Source organism: Meridianimarinicoccus zhengii (genome assembly GCF_003254465.1).
Classification (GTDB): Bacteria; Pseudomonadota; Alphaproteobacteria; order Rhodobacterales; family Rhodobacteraceae; genus Meridianimarinicoccus; species Meridianimarinicoccus zhengii.
Window position 1 is genome coordinate 16,007 of record NZ_QDFI01000001.1, and the last position, 17,371, is coordinate 33,377.

Below are 17,371 nucleotides of genomic sequence, written 5' to 3' on the forward strand. Positions count from 1 at the left end.
GACAGAAGGCGATGGCGCTGCCCCCGCTTGCCCCGCACACGGCGACACACCATAGTCGCGCCATGCCTGCGCCCTTCGATCTTGTTCTGCCGCTCCATGGCCCCGACGCGACCGCGGCACTGGCCGCGTCGATCGCGCCCCTGTGCCGGGCGGGCGACGTTATCGCGCTGTGGGGCGGCATCGGCGCCGGGAAAAGCCATTTCGCCCGCGCCCTCATCGCCACAAGGCTGGCCGCCGCGGGCCGGGCCGAGGATATTCCCTCGCCCACATTCACGCTCGTCCAGACCTATGATGCGGACGAGATCGAGATATGGCACAGCGATCTCTATCGCCTGACCCATGCCGACGAGGTGCTCGAGCTGGGTCTGGAAGACGCGTTCGACTCGGCGCTGTGCCTGATCGAATGGCCCGACCGGCTGGGGTCCGACCTGCCGGGCCGCGCGCTGCACCTGCGGCTCGATCCGGGCAGCGGACCCGACGACCGGATCGCGCGTCTGCACGCCATGGGCGGCGGCTGGGCCGACCGGCTGGCCCCGATCCGCGACCGCGCGACCGTTGCCCATGACTGAAGTGGCGCAGCGCGAATTCCTGTCGGCGGCAGGCTGGGGCGACGCGCAGGCCACGCCGCTGGCGGGCGACGCGTCTGACAGGCGTTACCTGCGGCTGAAACGGGGCGACGGCGCGCGCGCCGTGCTGATGATCGCCCCGCCTTCGCCTGACGACAGCACCGCGCGGTTCGTGGCAGTGGCGAAGGCCCTGGCCGACCGCGGCATCCGCGTGCCCGCGATCCTTGCATCAAGGCCCGACGAAGGGCTGGCGCTGCTCGAAGACCTGGGCGATGCGGTCTTCGCCCGCGTGATCGACGCCGATTCATCCATGGAACCGGTGCTTTACGATGCGGCGGTGGACCTGCTGGCCATGCTGCACCGGCACCCAGCCCCGCCCGATCTGTCCGCACCCGATACCGCGACACTGGCGGTGATGACCGCGCCCGCCGCGGACTGGTACGCTGGAGGCGGCACGCCGCAGCCCGCGCTGGCCCGCACGATATCCGGCGCGTTGGCACCGTTGCTCGCCGGCCTTGCGGACGGCGTACCGGTCCTTGTCCACCGCGATTACCATGCCGAGAACCTGATCTGGCTGCCCGATGCCGAAGGGGCTGGCCACGTGGGCGTGCTGGATTTCCAGGACGCCTTCGCGGGGCACCCGGCCTATGATCTCGTGTCGCTGCTGGAAGACGCCCGCCGCGATCTCGCCCCCGGCCTGCGCGACCGGCTGGTCGACCGGTTCGCGGATGAAACGGACACCGACCGCGCCGCGCTGGACCGCTCGCTGGCCGTGCTTGGCGCCCAGCGCAACCTGCGCATCCTCGGCGTGTTCGTGCGGCTGGCCCGCGCCCATGGCAAGCCGCGGTACCTGTCGCTGCTGCCGCGGGTCTGGGGACACCTGATGGGCGACCTCGCCCATCCCGACCTCGGCGCGCTGCGCCGCATCGTGACCGACGCCCTGCCGCCGCCCGATACCGCCCTGCAGATGGATATCACCGCCCATGCCCGTTGATCCGCCCCGCGACCCCGTCGCCGTGATGCTGTTCGCCGCGGGGTTCGGCACCCGGATGGGCGCGCTGACCGCCGACCGGCCCAAGCCATTGATCCCGGTGGGCGGGCGCGCGCTGCTGGACCACGCGCTGGCATTGGTGGACGGCGCCGGGGTGACGACACGGGTCGTCAACGCCCATTACAAGGCCGACCAGATCGCGGCGCACCTGGCCGGGACCAACGCGGCGCTGTCGGTGGAGCGCCCCGACATCCTCGATACCGGGGGCGGCCTGCGGGCAGCGCTGCCGCTGCTGGGGCCGGGGCCTGTCTTCACGCTGAACACCGATGCGGTCTGGACGGGGCCGAATCCGTTGATCGCCCTGCGCAAGGCTTGGGCTCCGGCACGCATGGGTTCGCTTCTGCTACTCGTGCCCGCCGACCGGGCGCATGGCCACGATGGCGGCGGCGATTTCGCGCTGGCCCCGGACGGACGCATCGAGCGTGGCGGCGATCTTGTCTATACCGGCGCACAGATCGTCGATCCCGCGGGGCTGGGCAGTATCCGCCAGACCGCGTTTTCGCTCAATCGCCTGTGGGACCGCATTGCCGCCGATGGCCGCCTGTTCGGGGCGGTGCACAAGGGCGGCTGGTGCGACGTGGGTCACCCGGAAGGGATACACGCCGCGGAAGCGATGCTGAACCACCCGCCCGCACCCCTGCCATGACGGATGCGCCGCCGCAGATGCGCGGGCTATATGCCGTGGCGCCGGGCGTGGATTTTCCCGCGGCCCTCGTGGCCGGCCTGCGCGCGCGTTTCGCGGGGCATCCGCCCGAGTCGCTGGCGCGCGCGACCGTGTATGTGAACACGCGCCGCATGGCCCGCCGGATCGAGATGCTGTTCGCCGATGGCCCGCCCGTGCTGCTGCCGCGCCTGCGGCTGGTGACGGATATCGGCCGCGCGGGCGCCGCCGACCTGCCCCCCGCCGTCCCGACCCTGCGCCGCCGCCTCGAACTGGCGCGGCTGGTGGAGGCACTGATCCGGGCCGAACCGGACATCGCCCCCCATGACGCGGCGTTCGACCTTGCCACCTCGCTGGCTGCGCTGATGGACGAGATGCAGGGCGAGGGCGTGGGGCTTGATGCCATCGCCACATTGAATGTGGACGACCAGTCCGGCCACTGGGCGCGCAGTCAGAAATTCCTGTCGCTGGTCGGCACATTCCTGAATACGGATCCGTCCTCCCCCACGGACCCCGAAGCCCGACAGCGGCGCATGGTGGAGTTGCTCATCGACCGCTGGGCCGATGCCCCGCCCGCGGGCCCGGTGATCGTCGCCGGATCGACCGGGTCGCGGGGCACCACGGCGCGGCTGATGGCGGCGGTGGCAGGGCTGCCCTGCGGCGCGGTGGTGCTGCCCGGCGTGGATCGCCACATGCCCGCTGCCATCTGGGCGGGGCTGACCGACCCAGCGCCGCAGGAGGACCATCCGCAATACCGCTTCGCTGCACTGGCACAGGCCCTGGGCACCGATCCCGCGGCGATCCCCGACTGGGTGGCGATGGCCCCGCCCAACCCTGCGCGCAACGCGCTCGTGTCGCTGGCGCTGCGGCCCGCGCCGGTGACGGATGGCTGGCGGCGCGACGGACCCGGGCTGGGATGCCTGCTCAGGGCCACCGGCGGGGTCAGCCTGATCGAGGCGCCCGACCCGCGGATGGAGGCGCTCGCCATCGCGCTGCGCCTGCGTGCTGCATTGGAAGACGGGCAGCGCGCGGCACTCATCACCCCGGACCGGATGCTGACCCGGCGGGTCGAGGCGCAGCTCGACCGCTGGGGGATCGTGCCCGACGACAGCGCGGGGGAACCGCTGCGCCAGACCGCGGCCGGGCGGCTCGTCCGCCATGTCGCCGGGCTGATGGGCGAACGGCTGACCGCCGAGGCGCTGGTGACGCTGCTCAAGCATCCGCTGGTGCACGACGCGGACGGGCGCAACCAGCATCTGCTGTGGCTGCGCGAGCTGGAGGTGTCGCTCCGTCGCTTCGGCCCGCCCTTCCCCGATGCTGCATCGCTGAACGCCTGGGCCACGGGGTATCACGCGAAACGGCCACATGTGCCGGACCCGCGACCGTGGGCCGAGTGGGTGGCGGAACACTGCACCGGGTTGGAGGACGACAGCGCCCGCCCGCTCGCCGACCGGGTCGGTCAGCTGATCGAACGGGTGTCGGGGCTTGCGGTCGGGTCGGATGGCTGTCACGCCACGATGCGTGTCTGGACAGACCCGGACGGGCGCAAGGCCCGCCGCGCGCTCGACCAGCTTTTGGACGAAGCGGACGCCGCCGCCGACATGGCACCGCCGGCGTTCCGCGCCGTGCTCGACAGCGTGCTCGGTGAAGAGGTCCGCGACGCCGTGGTGCCGGACGAACGCGTGATGATCTGGGGCACGCTGGAGGCACGTGTGCAGGGGGCGGATCTGGTGATCCTCGGGGCGCTGAACGACGGGACATGGCCGGAACTGCCCGCGCCAGACCCGTGGCTGAACCGGCGGATGCGGGCGCAGGCGGGGCTTCTGATGCCGGAACGGCGGATCGGGCTGGCGGCCCATGATTTTCAGCAGGCCATCGCCGCCCCGCAGGTGGTGCTGTCGCGTGCGCGGCGCGATGCGGATGCGCAGACCGTGCCGTCGCGCTGGCTCAACCGGCTTGTGAACCTGATGGACGGCCTGCCGGCGCAGGGCGGGCCCGGCGCATTGTCGGCCATGCGCGACCGTGGCACGGAATGGGTGCGGCTGGCGCAGGCGATGGATCGGCCCGCCGCCACGGTACCGCCCGCCCGGCGCCCGTCGCCACGTCCGCCCGTGGACCATCGCCCGCGCGAACTGCCCGTGACGGACATCGAACGGCTGATCCGCGATCCGTACGAGATTTACGCCAAGCGCATCCTCAAGCTGCGCCCGCTCGACCCGCTGCACCGCGACCCGGACCCGCGCGACCGGGGCAGCGTCCTGCATGAGGTCATGGAACGCTTCATCCCCGAATTCGCCGCCCTGCCGCCCGCCGACCGGGTGGACCGGCTGCTCGACACAGCGCGGGAGGTGCTGGACCGTGACGTGCCCTGGCCCGTGGCGCGGCGGCTGTGGCAGGGACGGCTGACCCGTGTGGCCGCGATCTTCATGGCCGAGGAGGAGGCGCGCCACGCGCTTGCACATCCGGAAGGATACGAACAGAAGGGCGCGCTGCACCTGTCCGAGGTGGACTTCAGGCTGACCGGCCGGGCCGATCGGGTGGACGTGACCGAAGATGGCCGCCTGGTGATCTACGACTACAAGACCGGCACCCCGCCCAGCGTGAAGGCACAGGAGCAGTTCAACGCCCAACTCCTGCTGCTGGCGATGATCGCCGAAGCCGAAGGGTTCGACGACATTCCGCCCGCGCCCGTCCTGCGCGCGGCTTATCTGGGGCTGGGCAACACACCCGCCACGGTGGAGGCACCCCTGGACAAGCTGCCGCCCGCCGAAGCCCGCGCACGTCTGGCCCGGCTGATCCGCCACTACGACGATCCGGCGCGGGGCTATACCGCGCAAAAGGCCCTGCAGTTCATGGACACGGCGGGGGATTACGACCATCTCGCGCGGTCCGGCGAATGGGACCTGAGCGTGCCGCCCACGCGCGAGGACGTGGGGCGATGACCGTCCGCGACCGCCACCTGCGCCCCGCACGGGACGACGCCACCCTACGCCAGATCGAAGCCGCGGATCCGGCGCGGTCCACGTGGCTGGGCGCCAATGCGGGGTCCGGCAAGACCCGCGTGCTGACCGACCGGGTGGCGCGGCTTCTGCTGGCGGGCACGCCGCCGCAGAACGTGCTGTGCCTGACCTATACCAAGGCCGCGGCGTCCGAGATGCAGAACCGGCTGTTCGCGCGGCTGGGCGGCTGGGCCATGACCGACGACAGCGACCTGCGCGACGCGCTGGCCGATCTGGGCGTGACCGGCTCGCTGGACGGCGCGGCGCTGAACGGCGCGCGGCGGCTTTTCGCGCAGGCGATCGAGACGCCGGGCGGGCTGAAGATCCAGACGATCCACGCGTTCTGCGCCGCGCTCCTGCGCCAGTTCCCGCTGGAGGCCGGGGTGTCGCCCGGCTTTACGGAACTCGACGACCGGTCGGGGCAGGCACTGGCCGAGGCGGCGCTGGAACTGCTGGCGGACGGGCCGGACGGCCCGGCGCTGGACGGGGTGGCGCGGTACCTGTCCGACGACAACCTGGGCGATCTGACGCGCACGATCCTGTCCCGGCGGGCGGATTTCGAGACGCCGCTTGACCTCGATGCCTGCCTTGCCGTGCACGGTCTGCCCGCAGGGTACGACGACGCGGCCCTGCTGGCCGAGGTCTTCGCGGGCGGTGAAGAGGCACTGATCGCCGGGATGCTGCCCGCGCTGCTGGCGAAGGGTGGCAACGACGAGAAGGCGGCGGTCAGACTGCAAGCCATCGTCGGGCGTATCGAGACGGCGGACGGGCTGCGCGTGCTCGAAAGCGTTCTGCTGACCCAGGGCGGCAAGGCCCCGTTCTCGCCCAAGATCGGCGCGTTCCCGACCAAGCCGACCCGCACCAGGCTGGGCGATGTCGTCACCGATGCACTCGACGACCTGATGCAGCGCGTGGCGGATGCGCGGCAGTCGCGGCTGGCGCTGGCATCGGCCCGGCGCACTGCGGCGCTGCACCGCTTCGCCGCGGTGCTGCTGCCCGCCGTTGCGGCACAGAAGACGGCGCGCGGCGTGCTGGATTTCGACGACCTGATCCTGCGCGCCCGTGCGCTTCTGACCGAGAAGGCTGCAGCGGACTGGGTGCTCTTCAAGCTCGATGGCAAGATCGACCATATCCTCGTGGACGAGGCGCAAGACACGTCGCCGCCGCAATGGGACGTCATCGGCCATCTGGCGCAGGAACTGGCCGCCGGGACGGGTGCTCGGGACGGGGTGGCCCGGACGATCTTTGTGGTCGGTGACAAGAAGCAGTCAATCTATTCCTTCCAGGGTGCAGATCCGGCGGGGTTCGACCGGCTGCGCGACCGGTTCGACGCGGCGCTGGCCGCAGGCGGACCGGGACTGCAGAAGACGACGCTGGAATATTCCTTCCGCTCGTCGCCCGCGATCTTGCGCGCGGTGGACGCGACCTTCGACGGCCCCGATCTGGCGGCAGCGGTGGGCGACGCGGCGAGGCACAGCGCCTTCAAGGCCGACCTGCCGGGGCGTGTGGACCTGTGGCCTGCCATCGACCCCGAAGACGACGCCGACGACGACACGCCATGGTCCGACCCGGTGGACAGGCTCAGCCCGCAGGCCCCGCCCGCAAGGCTGGCCGACGCCATCGCGGGGGAACTGCGCCGCCTGATCGACGCGGGCGAGACGGTGCCGGACGGCGCGGGCAACCGCGTGCCGCTGCACGAAGGCCATGTCCTTATCCTCGTGCGCAAGCGCGGCGCGATCTACCGGGAGATCATTCGCGCCTGCAAGGCGGCAGGGCTGGATATCGCCGGGGCGGACCGGCTGCGGCTGAGCCGCGATCTCGGCGTGCAGGACCTGATGGCGCTGCTGGCTTTCCTTGCGCTGCCCGAAGACGACCTGTCGCTGGCCGCAGCACTCCGGTCGCCGCTGTTCGGGTGGTCGGAGGATGACCTGTACCGCCTTGCCCAGCCGCGCAACGGCACGCTTTGGGCGGCGCTGCGTGACGGGCACCGGGGCACGCCGACCCATGACATGCTGTCCGACCTTCTGAACGAGGCGGAGTTCCGGCGCCCCTATGACCTGCTGGAACGCATCCTGATCCGCCACAGGGGCCGGGAGCGGCTGATCGCGCGGCTGGGCACGGAATGCGAGGAAGCCGTCGACGCCCTGTTGGCCGAGGCGCTGTCCTTCGAGCGAGGCAACATCCCGAGCCTGACCGGGTTCCTTGAATGGATGCGGAACGACACAATCGACATCAAGCGGCAGGTCGAGGGCGCGGGACGGCAGTTGCGCGTGATGACGGTGCATGGCGCCAAGGGGCTAGAGGCGCCGCTGGTGATCCTGCCCGACTGCGCGCGCCCCGGTCAGGCCCCGCGTCCTCCGGCCATCCTGACCGATGATGCAGGCCACGCGGTCTGGACCCCCGCCGCCGCGGACACGCCGGACATCCTGTCCGACGCACGGGATGCGGCCATCGCACGCCAGCGGGACGAAGCGCTTCGGCTGCTCTATGTCGCCATGACGCGGGCGGAAAGCTGGCTCTGGGTCTGCGCGGCAAACGGGAAACGGCCCGACAAGGCGCCCGGCTGGCATGATCTTGTGTCCGACGGGTTGGCGCGGCTGGGGGCCGGGGCGTTCGACACGCCCTGTGGGCCGGGGCTGCGGCTGACCCATGGCGACTGGCACGGGCCGGTGGCACAGCCCGCGGCTGTGGATAGCGTGGCGCAGGTCGCCCTGCCCGGCTGGATTGGCGATCACCCCGCGCCCGACCCGGCGAGACACGGCCCCATCGCGGCAAGCGCGCTTGGCGGGGCCAAGGCGCTGCCGGGCGACGCGGGGCTGGACGAAGACACCGCGAAGACCCGCGGCACCCATCTGCACCTGCTGCTGGAACATCTGCCCGCGTGGCCCGCAGCGTCATGGACCGCCATCGCGCCCGACCTGCTGGGCATGGCCGAGGACCCGCCCGACGCGGACACCGCCGCGGATCTGGTGGAGGAGGCCATCGCCGTGCTGACCGATCCGGCGCTGCGGGCGATCTTTGGACCCGGCAGCCTTGCTGAGGTGGCGCTGTCCTGCCCCCTGCCCGGCCTGCTGCCCACGCCCCATCACCGGCTGACGGGTGTGATCGACCGGCTGGTCGTCACGACCGACCGAGTGCATGCCGTCGATTTCAAGTCGAACGCCACGATACCGGACCGGCCCGACACGGTGCCCGAGGGATTGCTGCGCCAGATGGGGGCCTATGCCGCGGCGCTTGAGTATCTCTATCCCGGCCGGTCGGTAGACGTGTCGCTGCTGTGGACCCGGGGCCCACGGCTGATGCCCCTGCCCCGCGATCTCGTCATGGCGGCCTTGCGCCGGGCGGCCGCCGGACCGGGCGCTGCTTGACGATACCGGGGCGCGTTCATACCTTGCAACGATCCGCAAAGTCGCCAAGGAGGACACCATGGCAACGCAGGCCGTCACAGACGACACGTTCGACACCGAAGTGAAGCAATCCGACATCCCGGTCGTGGTGGATTTCTGGGCAGAATGGTGCGGCCCCTGCCGCCAGATCGGCCCGGCGCTGGAAGAGATCGCCACCGAGATGGAAGGCCGCATCAAGGTCGTGAAGGTCAACGTGGACGAGAACATGAAGACCGCGCAATCGCTGCATATCCGCGGCATTCCGGCGCTCTTCATCTACAAGGACGGCGAGGTCGTGTCGAACAAGACCGGTGCCGCCCCCAAGGCCGCGCTGCAAAGCTGGATCGAAGGCGCGATCTGAGCCGGAAAGCCAACGGCGACATCAGGCCCCGCGCGCAGCGCGGGGTCTTTTGCGTTGCGGGACGCGGCGCCATACGAAAGTATAGCGTTGGTATGCTTTTTCCGCGCGACCGCACGTCGGTGAACCTTGGGTGGCGCGCTGACGGGCGTTAGGCTTCTTCCCGTATCCCGCGCAACGAGAGTCGCCCATGATCCGTGACACGCCCCGGACCAGTCCGGACCACCATCGGCAATTGGTCGGGACCGCGCAGCCCCATGACGGGGCCACGGCACCATGAACGGGAGACAGACCGCGCCGGACAGGCCCCGATCCTCGACCGTGCAGTCGCTGGTCGCGCTTGGCATCGCGGCGCTTGTCTTCGGGTTCATCGCCATCATCATCGACGACATCAACGACAAGCTTGAAACGCTCACCACAGCGACGTCGAACCCGCTCGAACGGCAGTTCACGCAGCTCGAGATCGACCATCTTGTGTTGTTGCGCACGCTGGATACCGCCGAGACCGGCAGCGACCTCGGCGATCTGCGCGATCGCTTCGACGCGTTCCACAGCAACCTCGCACCGCTGCGCACCGGGCGAACCTTTGCAGACCTGCGCGCCGATCCGGCATTTTCCACGCCGCTGGACGCTGTATCGCGGACGATCGACGCGGCCATGCCCGTGATGGACGGGCCGGACGACACGCTCTTGCGCGCCTTGCCGGACCTGCGCACGGACCTGACCGCCAGCACGGACGACATCCGGCAGATCGTGGCGCGCGGCACGGATCACGCCGCGGGCCGCATGGATGGCGGGCGTATAAGTGCGGCGGGCACGTTGCGGCGGCTGGGGCTTCTGACGGTGGCGCTCCTGGGGCTGCTTCTGGCGGTCGTCACCCATATGTGGACGCTCTACCGGACGGCGCGGCAGAACGCGGTCGCGGCGGAACGGAGTGCGGCACGCATGGCCGCCGTGGTCGAGAACGCGTTCGACGCCGTGGTGATCACCGATGCCGCCGGCAGCGTCCAGAATTTCAACCACGCGGCGGAGCGCATGTTCGGCTGCGCGCGGGATGAACAGATCGGCCGGCCCGTCCGCGACACGCTGCTTCCCCACGGGCTGCCCGCGCCGTCCGGTGCCAATGCACAGACGGGCACATCCCAGACCGAAGGCGACACCTTCGTGACGTTGACCGCGACCCGCATGACGGGCGAGAGCTTTCCGCTGGAAGCCGCGGTGACGACTTCCCGCGATGCGGATGGCGCGGACATGACCGTGTACTTCCTGCGTGACATCACCACGCGCACCCATGCCGAACGTGAATTGCGCGCGGCCCGCGACGCGGCGCTGGCGGGTGAACGGGCCAAGCAACGCCTGCTGACCGTGATGAGCCATGAGATGCGCACGCCGCTCAACGGTATCCTCGCCACGGTGGAATTGCTTCAGGACACGGCACTGGACGACAAGCAGGCGCGGTATGTTTCGGTGATCGAGACATCCGGCAAGGTGCTTCTGGGCCATGTCGATGATGTTCTGGACATCTCGAAGATGGATTCGGACAGCGCGGTGGGCGCGGGCCGGCCCATCGATTTCGGTACGATCGTAAAGGAGGTGGTGGCCGAGCTTCAGACGCAGGCCGCCGCGAACGGTACGACACTCAGTGTGAGTGTGCCGGACGACGCGCGCGTGATCGGCGACCCCATTGCCCTGCGCCGGGTGCTGACGAACCTCGTGGGCAACTCGGTGAAGTTCACGCGCGATGGCAGCGTGGACATTTCCGCGGACCGGCTTGGTGCGGGCGATGTGGTGGAGTTCTGTATCGCGGATACCGGCATCGGCATCGCCCCAGACGACCAGGCGCGCATCTTCGACGATTTCACCACGCTCGACACCGGCTATGATCGCGCGCAGTCTGGGACCGGGCTGGGGCTTGGTGTGGTGCAGCGGCTGGTGCGCCAGATGGGCGGCGATATCGGGCTGGAAAGCGAACCGGGCGAAGGCAGCCTGTTCTGGATCCGGGTTCCCCTGCCGGCGCATGCGGGGACAGGCATCGGGGCGAGCACGTTGCCTTCGGACGGCGCGGCCCGGAACGCTCTCGATGTGCTTGTGGTCGAGGACAACGAGATCAACAGGCTGGTCGTGCGGGAAATGCTGCAGGCCGCAGGCCACATGGTCACCGAGGCGCCGGATGGCCGCGCGGGTGTCGACGCCGCCGAGACGCGGCGCTTCGACCTGATCCTGATGGATATCAGCATGCCCCGCATGGACGGGGTCGAAGCCACGCGGCGCATCCGGACCGGCGGCGGGCCGTGCAGCGACACGCCCATCGTGGCGCTGACGGCGAACGCGCTGCTGCACGAGGTGTCGATCTTCCGCGACGCTGGCATGAACGAGACGATCACCAAGCCGATCTCGCGCCGATCACTGGACCGCGCGCTGGTGATCGCCGGCGAAATGCGACCGCCGCCGGAGACGGCGCAGCCCGTACCTACGGAGGCGGACGCACAGACACGCCCCACATCTCCGGCAAGCCCCGCCCCGCATGCGCCGGACGACCCGGCACAGGACGAGATGGCGCTGGACCGCGCACAACTCGACACGCTGCGATCCGAGATCGGGCGCGCGCGTGCGGACGTGCTTCTTGGCCGCTTCATCGACGAAGCGGACCGGGCCATCGCCGATCTGACCACGGGCCGCCCCGGGGAAACCGACGAAGCACTGGCCGCCGTGCACAAGCTCGCAGGATCCGCGGCGATGTTCGGGGCAGCCCGGCTTTATGCGCGGCTGCGCGAGTTCGACGGCATGGGCAAGACCGGACACGGTGCCGAAGTGCCCGTGCGCCTGCACGAACTGGGCACGATCTGGGCGGAAACTCGTCCCGTCCTTCGGGCAGCCGCCGAAGCCCCGCCCAATTCCGCGGCCCCCTGATCCACGGCGGACGCAATATACATGTTGTGGCCGGACCTTCCGGCAAACTACTCTGCCGGAGCGGGAAAATCTTCCGGAGGCCCAGCATGAAAATTCTCATCGCCGACGACCACGACCTTGTACGCGACACGCTGGCCGCGTTCCTCGAGGCCGAGGGCGGCATCAACGTCGAAACCGCCGAGGATCTGGACGAGGCGCTTACCTTGGTGGGCAAGAACGGGGCTTATGACCTCGTGCTGCTCGACTATACCATGCCGGGGATGAACGGGCTTGACGGTCTGCGTCGCGCGCTGGCGGTCAATGACGGCAAGCCGGTGGCGATCATGTCGGGCACGGCCCCGCGCGCGGTCGCGCAGGAAGCGCTTGATTCCGGGGCCATCGGGTTCCTGCCCAAGACACTGCCCGCGAAATCGCTGGTGAACGCGATCCGCTTCATGGCGGCGGGCGAGACCTATGTCCCGGTCAAGTTCCTGACCACCGAAGATGTTTCCGAGGTCAATCCCATCGCCGCGAAGCTGTCCAAGCGCGAGATGGAGGTGCTGGGCGGGCTGTGCCGCGGGCTGGCAAACAAGGAAATCGCCCGCGAACTGGACCTCCAGGAAGTCACGATCAAGCTGCATGTCAAGACGCTCTGCACCAAGCTGGAAGCCAAGAACCGTACCCATGCGGCGATGATCGCCAAGGAAGCCGGGCTGTTCTGACGCGAAGGGGCGGTTGAGCCGCGGCCCGCGGACCGCCATATATCCGGCAGCACGGAACGGAGGCTTCATGGCAGACAGTGATTTTCCCGGCTGGCACGGCACGACCATCATCGGCGTGCGCCGCGGCGGGCGCGTGGTGGTGGCGGGCGACGGGCAGGTGAGCCTTGGTCAGACGGTCATCAAGGGCACGGCCCGCAAGGTGCGCAGGCTCAGCCCCGGCGGATCGGACGTGGTGGCGGGTTTCGCCGGATCGACAGCCGATGCCTTTGCGCTGCTGGAAAGGTTGGAAGCCAAGCTCGAGGCGACGCCGGGACAGTTGGCCCGTGCCTGCGTGGAACTGGCAAAGGACTGGCGCACGGACAAGTATCTTCAGAAGCTCGAGGCGATGCTGATCGTCACCGACGGGACGGACATGTTCGTCATCACCGGCGCGGGCGACGTGCTGGAACCGGAACACGACGTGACCGCCATCGGATCGGGGGGCAATTTCGCGCTCGCGGCGGCACGGGGGCTCATGGAGAACGCGGAGCTGTCCGCCGAGGATGTCGCGCGCAAGGCCATGGCCATCGCGGCGGATATCTGCGTCTACACCAACGGCAACCTGACCGTGGAAACCATCGGCGGCTGAACGGCCGGACGCTTGGCAGATGGTCGGCCAGGAACTAGCTTTGCGGCGGCGGCGCGAAGGACCGCCGCAGCGATACGGGAGGTACCGACATGGACATGATGGCAGGCGGCGCACTGATCCTTCTGGTGATCATGACGGGCGGGGCGATCTTCGCCTTCGTCACCGGGTATCCCGGCAAGGACTGACCGCGCTTGGTGCCTGCGGTGCGGAAAGCGCGCCGCAGGCCGGATGCGCCGCTACAGGACGTAGCGGCTGATATCGGCGGATTGAGCCAGCGCGCCCAGATGCGTATCCACGAAGGCGCGATCGACGGTCACCGTGTCGCCGGCGCGATCGGGCGCGGTATAGCTGAGTTCCTCGAACACGCGCTCCAACACTGTATAAAGCCGCCGGGCGCCGATGTTCTCGACGCTGCGATTGACCTCCGCGGCGATGCTGGCCAGCCCGCGGATACCGTCTTCGGTGAAGGTCACGCTGACGTCTTCCGTCGCCATGAGCGCGGAATACTGCCGCGTCAGCGCGTTGTCGGTTTCGGTGAGGATGCGGACGAAATCGTCCTCGGTCAGCGCGCGCAACTCCACCCGGATGGGCAGGCGGCCCTGAAGTTCCGGCAGCAGGTCCGACGGTTTCGCGATATGGAAAGCGCCGGACGCGATGAACAGGATGTGATCCGTCTTGACCGCGCCGTGTTTCGTGCTGACGGTCGTACCTTCGATCAGTGGCAGAAGGTCGCGCTGCACCCCTTCACGGCTGACATCGGCGCCGCGGGCATCGGAACGGGCGCAAACCTTGTCGATCTCGTCGATGAAGACGATCCCGTTTTCCTGCACGGCCTCCAGCGCGGTGCGGGTCACGGTCTCGTCGTCCAGCAGCTTGTCGGCCTCTTCGTCGATCAGGACGTGATAGCTGTCGGCAACGGTCAGACGCTTCTTGACCTTGCGCCCGCCGAACGCCTTGCCGAACAGGTCCCCGATATTGAGCATCCCCGCGCCGCCCGGCTGTCCGGGGATGTCCATCATCGGCATCGGGTTGGAGGTATCCTGAACCTCGATCTCGATCTCGTGACCGTCAAGTTCACCGGCGCGCAGCTTTTCGCGGAACCGTTCCCGCGTGCCTTCGCGGGCGTCTGTCCCGGCGATGGCGGAAATCACGCGATCCTCCGCATTGGCCTGTGCGCGGGCCTTCACGTCCTCGCGCATCTGGGCGCGGGTGTCGGTGATGGCGACCTCCACCAGATCACGGATGATCTGTTCAACGTCGCGCCCCACATATCCGACCTCGGTGAACTTGGTGGCTTCGACCTTGACGAACGGCGCACGTGCGAGCCGGGCGAGCCGGCGGCTGATTTCCGTCTTGCCGACACCGGTGGGGCCGATCATCAGGATGTTCTTGGGATATACCTCGTCGCGCAGGTCGTCCGCCAGTTGTCGCCGCCGCCAGCGGCTGCGCAGGGCCACCGCCACGGCGCGCTTCGCATCGGCCTGCCCGATGATGAAGCGGTCCAGTTCGGAAACGATCTCGCGCGGGGTGAGGGTGGTCATGGGTTTGCCTTCTGTCCTGTGTCCGCGGAACGTAAGCACCGCCGCACGGGATGCAAGCGCCGCTATCGCGCGCGGCGGAGATAGACGTAATACGCGCCGTCGCCGCCATGGCGGAAATGCGCGGGCGTGATCTGCAGGACAATCGACCGCAGCGGCGGGGTCTGGAGCCAGTGCGGGACCTGGTGGCGCAGGATGCCGCGGCGGACGGGCATGATGCCGCCATCGTCACGATCCTTTCCCTTGCCGGTAATGACCAGCACCAGCCGCTTGCCGCCGTCATGGGCCGCGACCAGGAACCGGTTCAGGGCAGGGTGCGCCTCGGCAAGTGTCATGCCGTGCAGGTCGATCCGCGCCTCGGGCCGCAGCTTGCCGCGGCGCAGGCGGGCGTGGGTGCGGCCATCGACGCGCGGCGCTGCCGCTTCGAGCGCGCGGGACGGATCGGGGGCGCGATCCACCACGGGGGGCGGCGCCGGCACGCGGCTGCCGATCCGGAAACTGTCAACACGCTGGGCTGTCGGCGGTTTGGGTTCGGGCGCGCGGTCGTGATGTTCCTGCCCGCCGTCGCCCGACATCAGCGCGGCTTCTGACACGCCTGACTCGTGCAGCGGCTTGACCGTTTCGGTCACACGCGCCCATAGCGCACGATCCTCTGGGGTCTGCCCCGGTGTCTTGCGGCGACGGCGCTGCATGGCATCGGGGCGCGCAGCGGATCAATCGCCCGTGGCGACGAGTTGCCAGTTCGGGTCGTCCGCGCGCATGTCGCGGGCAAAGGTCCACGTGTCGCGCTGGCGCACGATCTCGTTCGGGTTGCCCTCGACGATCTCGCCGGCGGGGTTCTTCACGACCGATGTCAATTCGCCCACGAAGCGCACCGTCATCTCGGCGTCGCCCGATGCCTGGTCGAACTTGGCCTCGACGAGCTTCAATTCGCGGATGCCGACGAATGTCGCGTCGATGGTCAGCGCCTGGTGCTCGCGTTCCGCGATCGCCTCGTTCAGGCTCTCCAGCACATCCGGCGCGATGAAGCCTTCGACCTCGGACAGGTCGCCCGACTTGAAGCCCATGAGGATCATCTCGTAGGCACCACGCGCGCCTTGCAGGAACTGCGTGACGTTGAATTCGTCATCGACCCGTTTCATCGCGGCCAGCGCGTGCGCGGCATCGCTGCCTTCCGGCACGTTGTCGATGATGTCGTGGTCCGGCCCGCCTTCGATCACCTCGAATTCGGGGCGGTTCGTGTCGCGCATATCGGACTTGCCCGACAGCGGCACCGGCGGCTTTTCGAAACCTTCCCGCGTGCCCAGAACGCTCTTGAGCCGCAGGATCAGGAAGATGGCGACACCGGCGAGCACCAGTAGCTGGATCACGGCAGAGCTCATTTCGGCCTCTCGGGGGTTGGGATGGCGGTTTGCACTTGTTCTCCTTATGTAGGAGAGGCGGTCGGCCAAGTCCACCGGACAGAAGAAAGAGGAATGTGAGACATCATGTGGCTTCTTGCGGCTTTCATCGGTATTCCGCTGATCGAGATCGCGCTTTTCATTCAGGTCGGCGGGCTTCTGGGCCTGTGGCCGACGCTGCTGATCGTGGTTCTGACAGCCATCGCAGGCACCGCGCTGGTGCGGTCGCAGGGTATTTCGGCGCTGGGAAACATCCAGCGGTCCATCGATCGGCTGGATAATCCGACGGGTCCACTGGCCCATGGCGCCATGATCCTCGTCTCGGGGGTCTTGCTGCTGACACCGGGGTTCTTCACCGACGCGATCGGCTTCGCGCTCCTGGTTCCGGCCGTCCGCGAACGCGTGATTGCCGAAATACTCCGGCGGGTGGAGGTGCACCGCGTGCGCACGGGCGAGGCGGAACCGGAGTTCCGGAACCGGCCGCGCGGCCCTGGCGTGATCGACGGCGAATTCCACGAAATCGACCCCGACAGCATCCCGCCGCGACGCGGCGATGCGCCATCCGGCTGGACCCGCGACTGACCCCTGAGCGGTCCGCCGCAACTTGTGAGCCGGGGGGCGATCTGCTAGCACGCCGCCAACAGAAACGATGGAGCGACCCATGGCCGACACTCCCAACGGTGCAGCGCAGCCGCAGCAACCGCAGCAGCCGCAAGTCAAGATGCAGGTACTGGCGCAATACATCCGCGACCTGTCCTTCGAGAACATCCTTGCCCAGAAGGGTTCGGGCGGCGACGTGAAACCTGACGTGCAGGTGCAGGTCGGGCTGGACGCGAAGAAGCGCAGCACGGAGAACCAGTACGAGGTTCTGACCAAGTTCACGATCACGTCGAAGAACAAGGACAGCGGCGATGTCCTGTTCGCGATGGAACTGGATTATGGCGGCGTCTTCCTGATCGAGGGCGTCCCCGAACAGCAGTTGCATCCGTTCCTGATGATCGAATGCCCGCGGATGCTGTTCCCCTTCGTGCGGCGCATCGTGTCGGACTTGACGCGCGATGGCGGGTTCCCCGCGCTCAATCTCGACACAGTCGATTTCATGTCGATCTATCGCAACGAGATCGAGCGGCGGCAGCGCGAGTCCGCAGCGCCCCAGCCCACCGCAAGCTGATC

General features: G+C 68.8%; 14 protein-coding genes. 11 read left to right on the plus strand and 3 right to left on the minus strand.

The features are described from left to right. Window positions 1-11: 11 nt before the first annotated feature. The 9 genes from tsaE to hslV all read left to right on the plus strand — a co-directional run bounded on the left by tsaE (window position 12) and on the right by hslV (window position 13,260). Entirely contained in the window at window positions 12-569 is a 558-nt protein-coding gene (gene tsaE / locus DDE13_RS00095; protein WP_394340271.1) for a tRNA (adenosine(37)-N6)-threonylcarbamoyltransferase complex ATPase subunit type 1 TsaE, read from the plus strand. Continuing rightward, a complete protein-coding gene (locus DDE13_RS00100) occupies window positions 562-1,560 on the plus strand; it encodes an aminoglycoside phosphotransferase family protein (RefSeq protein WP_111400705.1) in 999 nt (332 codons plus the stop codon). The genes tsaE and DDE13_RS00100 overlap by 8 nt, the downstream gene beginning before the upstream one ends. Then, window positions 1,550-2,263, plus strand: a complete 714-nt coding sequence (locus DDE13_RS00105; RefSeq protein ID WP_235868517.1) for a nucleotidyltransferase family protein — start codon at window positions 1,550-1,552, stop codon at window positions 2,261-2,263. Before DDE13_RS00100 ends, DDE13_RS00105 begins: the two co-directional genes overlap by 11 nt. Continuing rightward, complete coding sequence (gene addB / locus DDE13_RS00110; RefSeq protein ID WP_111400706.1) at window positions 2,260-5,220, plus strand: double-strand break repair protein AddB; 2,961 nt, start codon at window positions 2,260-2,262, stop codon at window positions 5,218-5,220. Before DDE13_RS00105 ends, addB begins: the two co-directional genes overlap by 4 nt. Beyond that, window positions 5,217-8,645: a double-strand break repair helicase AddA gene (gene addA / locus DDE13_RS00115; RefSeq protein ID WP_111400707.1), complete on the plus strand. Its 3,429-nt coding sequence runs from the start codon at window positions 5,217-5,219 to the stop codon at window positions 8,643-8,645. The genes addB and addA overlap by 4 nt, the downstream gene beginning before the upstream one ends. A gap of 58 nt (window positions 8,646-8,703) precedes the next feature. Continuing rightward, window positions 8,704-9,024, plus strand: coding sequence for a thioredoxin (trxA, locus tag DDE13_RS00120; RefSeq protein WP_111400708.1), 321 nt, complete (start codon window positions 8,704-8,706; stop codon window positions 9,022-9,024). A gap of 273 nt (window positions 9,025-9,297) precedes the next feature. Beyond that, a complete protein-coding gene (locus DDE13_RS00125; protein WP_111400709.1) occupies window positions 9,298-11,931 on the plus strand; it encodes a hybrid sensor histidine kinase/response regulator in 2,634 nt (877 codons plus the stop codon). Window positions 11,932-12,017: 86 nt separating this feature from the next. After that, window positions 12,018-12,632 (plus strand): response regulator transcription factor, encoded by a 615-nt coding sequence (locus DDE13_RS00130; protein ID WP_111400710.1) that lies wholly within the window; start codon window positions 12,018-12,020, stop codon window positions 12,630-12,632. Window positions 12,633-12,699: 67 nt separating this feature from the next. Further along, complete coding sequence (gene hslV / locus DDE13_RS00135) at window positions 12,700-13,260, plus strand: ATP-dependent protease subunit HslV (RefSeq protein WP_111400711.1); 561 nt, start codon at window positions 12,700-12,702, stop codon at window positions 13,258-13,260. Between the two features lie 236 nt (window positions 13,261-13,496). On the opposite strand, the gene hslU is transcribed toward hslV, so the two are convergent. From hslU to DDE13_RS00150, 3 genes are all read right to left on the minus strand, one after another. After that, entirely contained in the window at window positions 13,497-14,801 is a 1,305-nt protein-coding gene (gene hslU, locus DDE13_RS00140; RefSeq protein ID WP_111400712.1) for an ATP-dependent protease ATPase subunit HslU, read from the minus strand. Window positions 14,802-14,863: 62 nt separating this feature from the next. Next, window positions 14,864-15,490, minus strand: coding sequence for a Smr/MutS family protein (locus DDE13_RS00145; RefSeq protein ID WP_111400713.1), 627 nt, complete (start codon window positions 15,488-15,490; stop codon window positions 14,864-14,866). 21 nt (window positions 15,491-15,511) lie between these two features. After that, window positions 15,512-16,180 carry a Tim44/TimA family putative adaptor protein gene (locus DDE13_RS00150; protein WP_111400714.1) on the minus strand — a complete coding sequence of 223 codons (669 nt, stop codon included), beginning with the start codon at window positions 16,178-16,180 and terminating at the stop codon, window positions 15,512-15,514. A 105-nt stretch (window positions 16,181-16,285) separates the two neighbouring features. Here DDE13_RS00150 and DDE13_RS00155 point away from each other — a divergent pair, with 105 nt between their 5' ends. Together DDE13_RS00155 and secB are read left to right on the plus strand one after the other, a co-directional pair. Continuing rightward, entirely contained in the window at window positions 16,286-16,780 is a 495-nt protein-coding gene (locus DDE13_RS00155) for an FxsA family protein (RefSeq protein ID WP_111400715.1), read from the plus strand. A gap of 79 nt (window positions 16,781-16,859) precedes the next feature. Further along, window positions 16,860-17,369, plus strand: coding sequence for a protein-export chaperone SecB (gene secB, locus DDE13_RS00160; protein ID WP_111400716.1), 510 nt, complete (start codon window positions 16,860-16,862; stop codon window positions 17,367-17,369). The last annotated feature ends 2 nt before the right edge of the window (window positions 17,370-17,371 follow it).

What these genes read in the sequence shown, in the direction of transcription:
- addB (WP_111400706.1), top strand. Translation starts at nt 2,260, where the DNA reads ATGACGGATGCGCCGCCGCAGATGCGCGGGCTATATGCCGTGGCGCCG.
- DDE13_RS00130 (WP_111400710.1), top strand. Translation starts at nt 12,018, where the DNA reads ATGAAAATTCTCATCGCCGACGACCACGACCTTGTACGCGACACGCTG.
- hslV (WP_111400711.1), top strand. Translation starts at nt 12,700, where the DNA reads ATGGCAGACAGTGATTTTCCCGGCTGGCACGGCACGACCATCATCGGC.
- DDE13_RS00155 (WP_111400715.1), top strand. Translation starts at nt 16,286, where the DNA reads ATGTGGCTTCTTGCGGCTTTCATCGGTATTCCGCTGATCGAGATCGCG.
- DDE13_RS00145 (WP_111400713.1), bottom strand. Translation starts at nt 15,490, where the DNA reads ATGCAGCGCCGTCGCCGCAAGACACCGGGGCAGACCCCAGAGGATCGT.
- DDE13_RS00105 (WP_235868517.1), top strand. Translation starts at nt 1,550, where the DNA reads ATGCCCGTTGATCCGCCCCGCGACCCCGTCGCCGTGATGCTGTTCGCC.
- tsaE (WP_394340271.1), top strand. Translation starts at nt 12, where the DNA reads ATGGCGCTGCCCCCGCTTGCCCCGCACACGGCGACACACCATAGTCGC.
- DDE13_RS00100 (WP_111400705.1), top strand. Translation starts at nt 562, where the DNA reads ATGACTGAAGTGGCGCAGCGCGAATTCCTGTCGGCGGCAGGCTGGGGC.
- secB (WP_111400716.1), top strand. Translation starts at nt 16,860, where the DNA reads ATGGCCGACACTCCCAACGGTGCAGCGCAGCCGCAGCAACCGCAGCAG.
- hslU (WP_111400712.1), bottom strand. Translation starts at nt 14,801, where the DNA reads ATGACCACCCTCACCCCGCGCGAGATCGTTTCCGAACTGGACCGCTTC.
- DDE13_RS00150 (WP_111400714.1), bottom strand. Translation starts at nt 16,180, where the DNA reads ATGAGCTCTGCCGTGATCCAGCTACTGGTGCTCGCCGGTGTCGCCATC.
- DDE13_RS00125 (WP_111400709.1), top strand. Translation starts at nt 9,298, where the DNA reads ATGAACGGGAGACAGACCGCGCCGGACAGGCCCCGATCCTCGACCGTG.
- addA (WP_111400707.1), top strand. Translation starts at nt 5,217, where the DNA reads ATGACCGTCCGCGACCGCCACCTGCGCCCCGCACGGGACGACGCCACC.
- trxA (WP_111400708.1), top strand. Translation starts at nt 8,704, where the DNA reads ATGGCAACGCAGGCCGTCACAGACGACACGTTCGACACCGAAGTGAAG.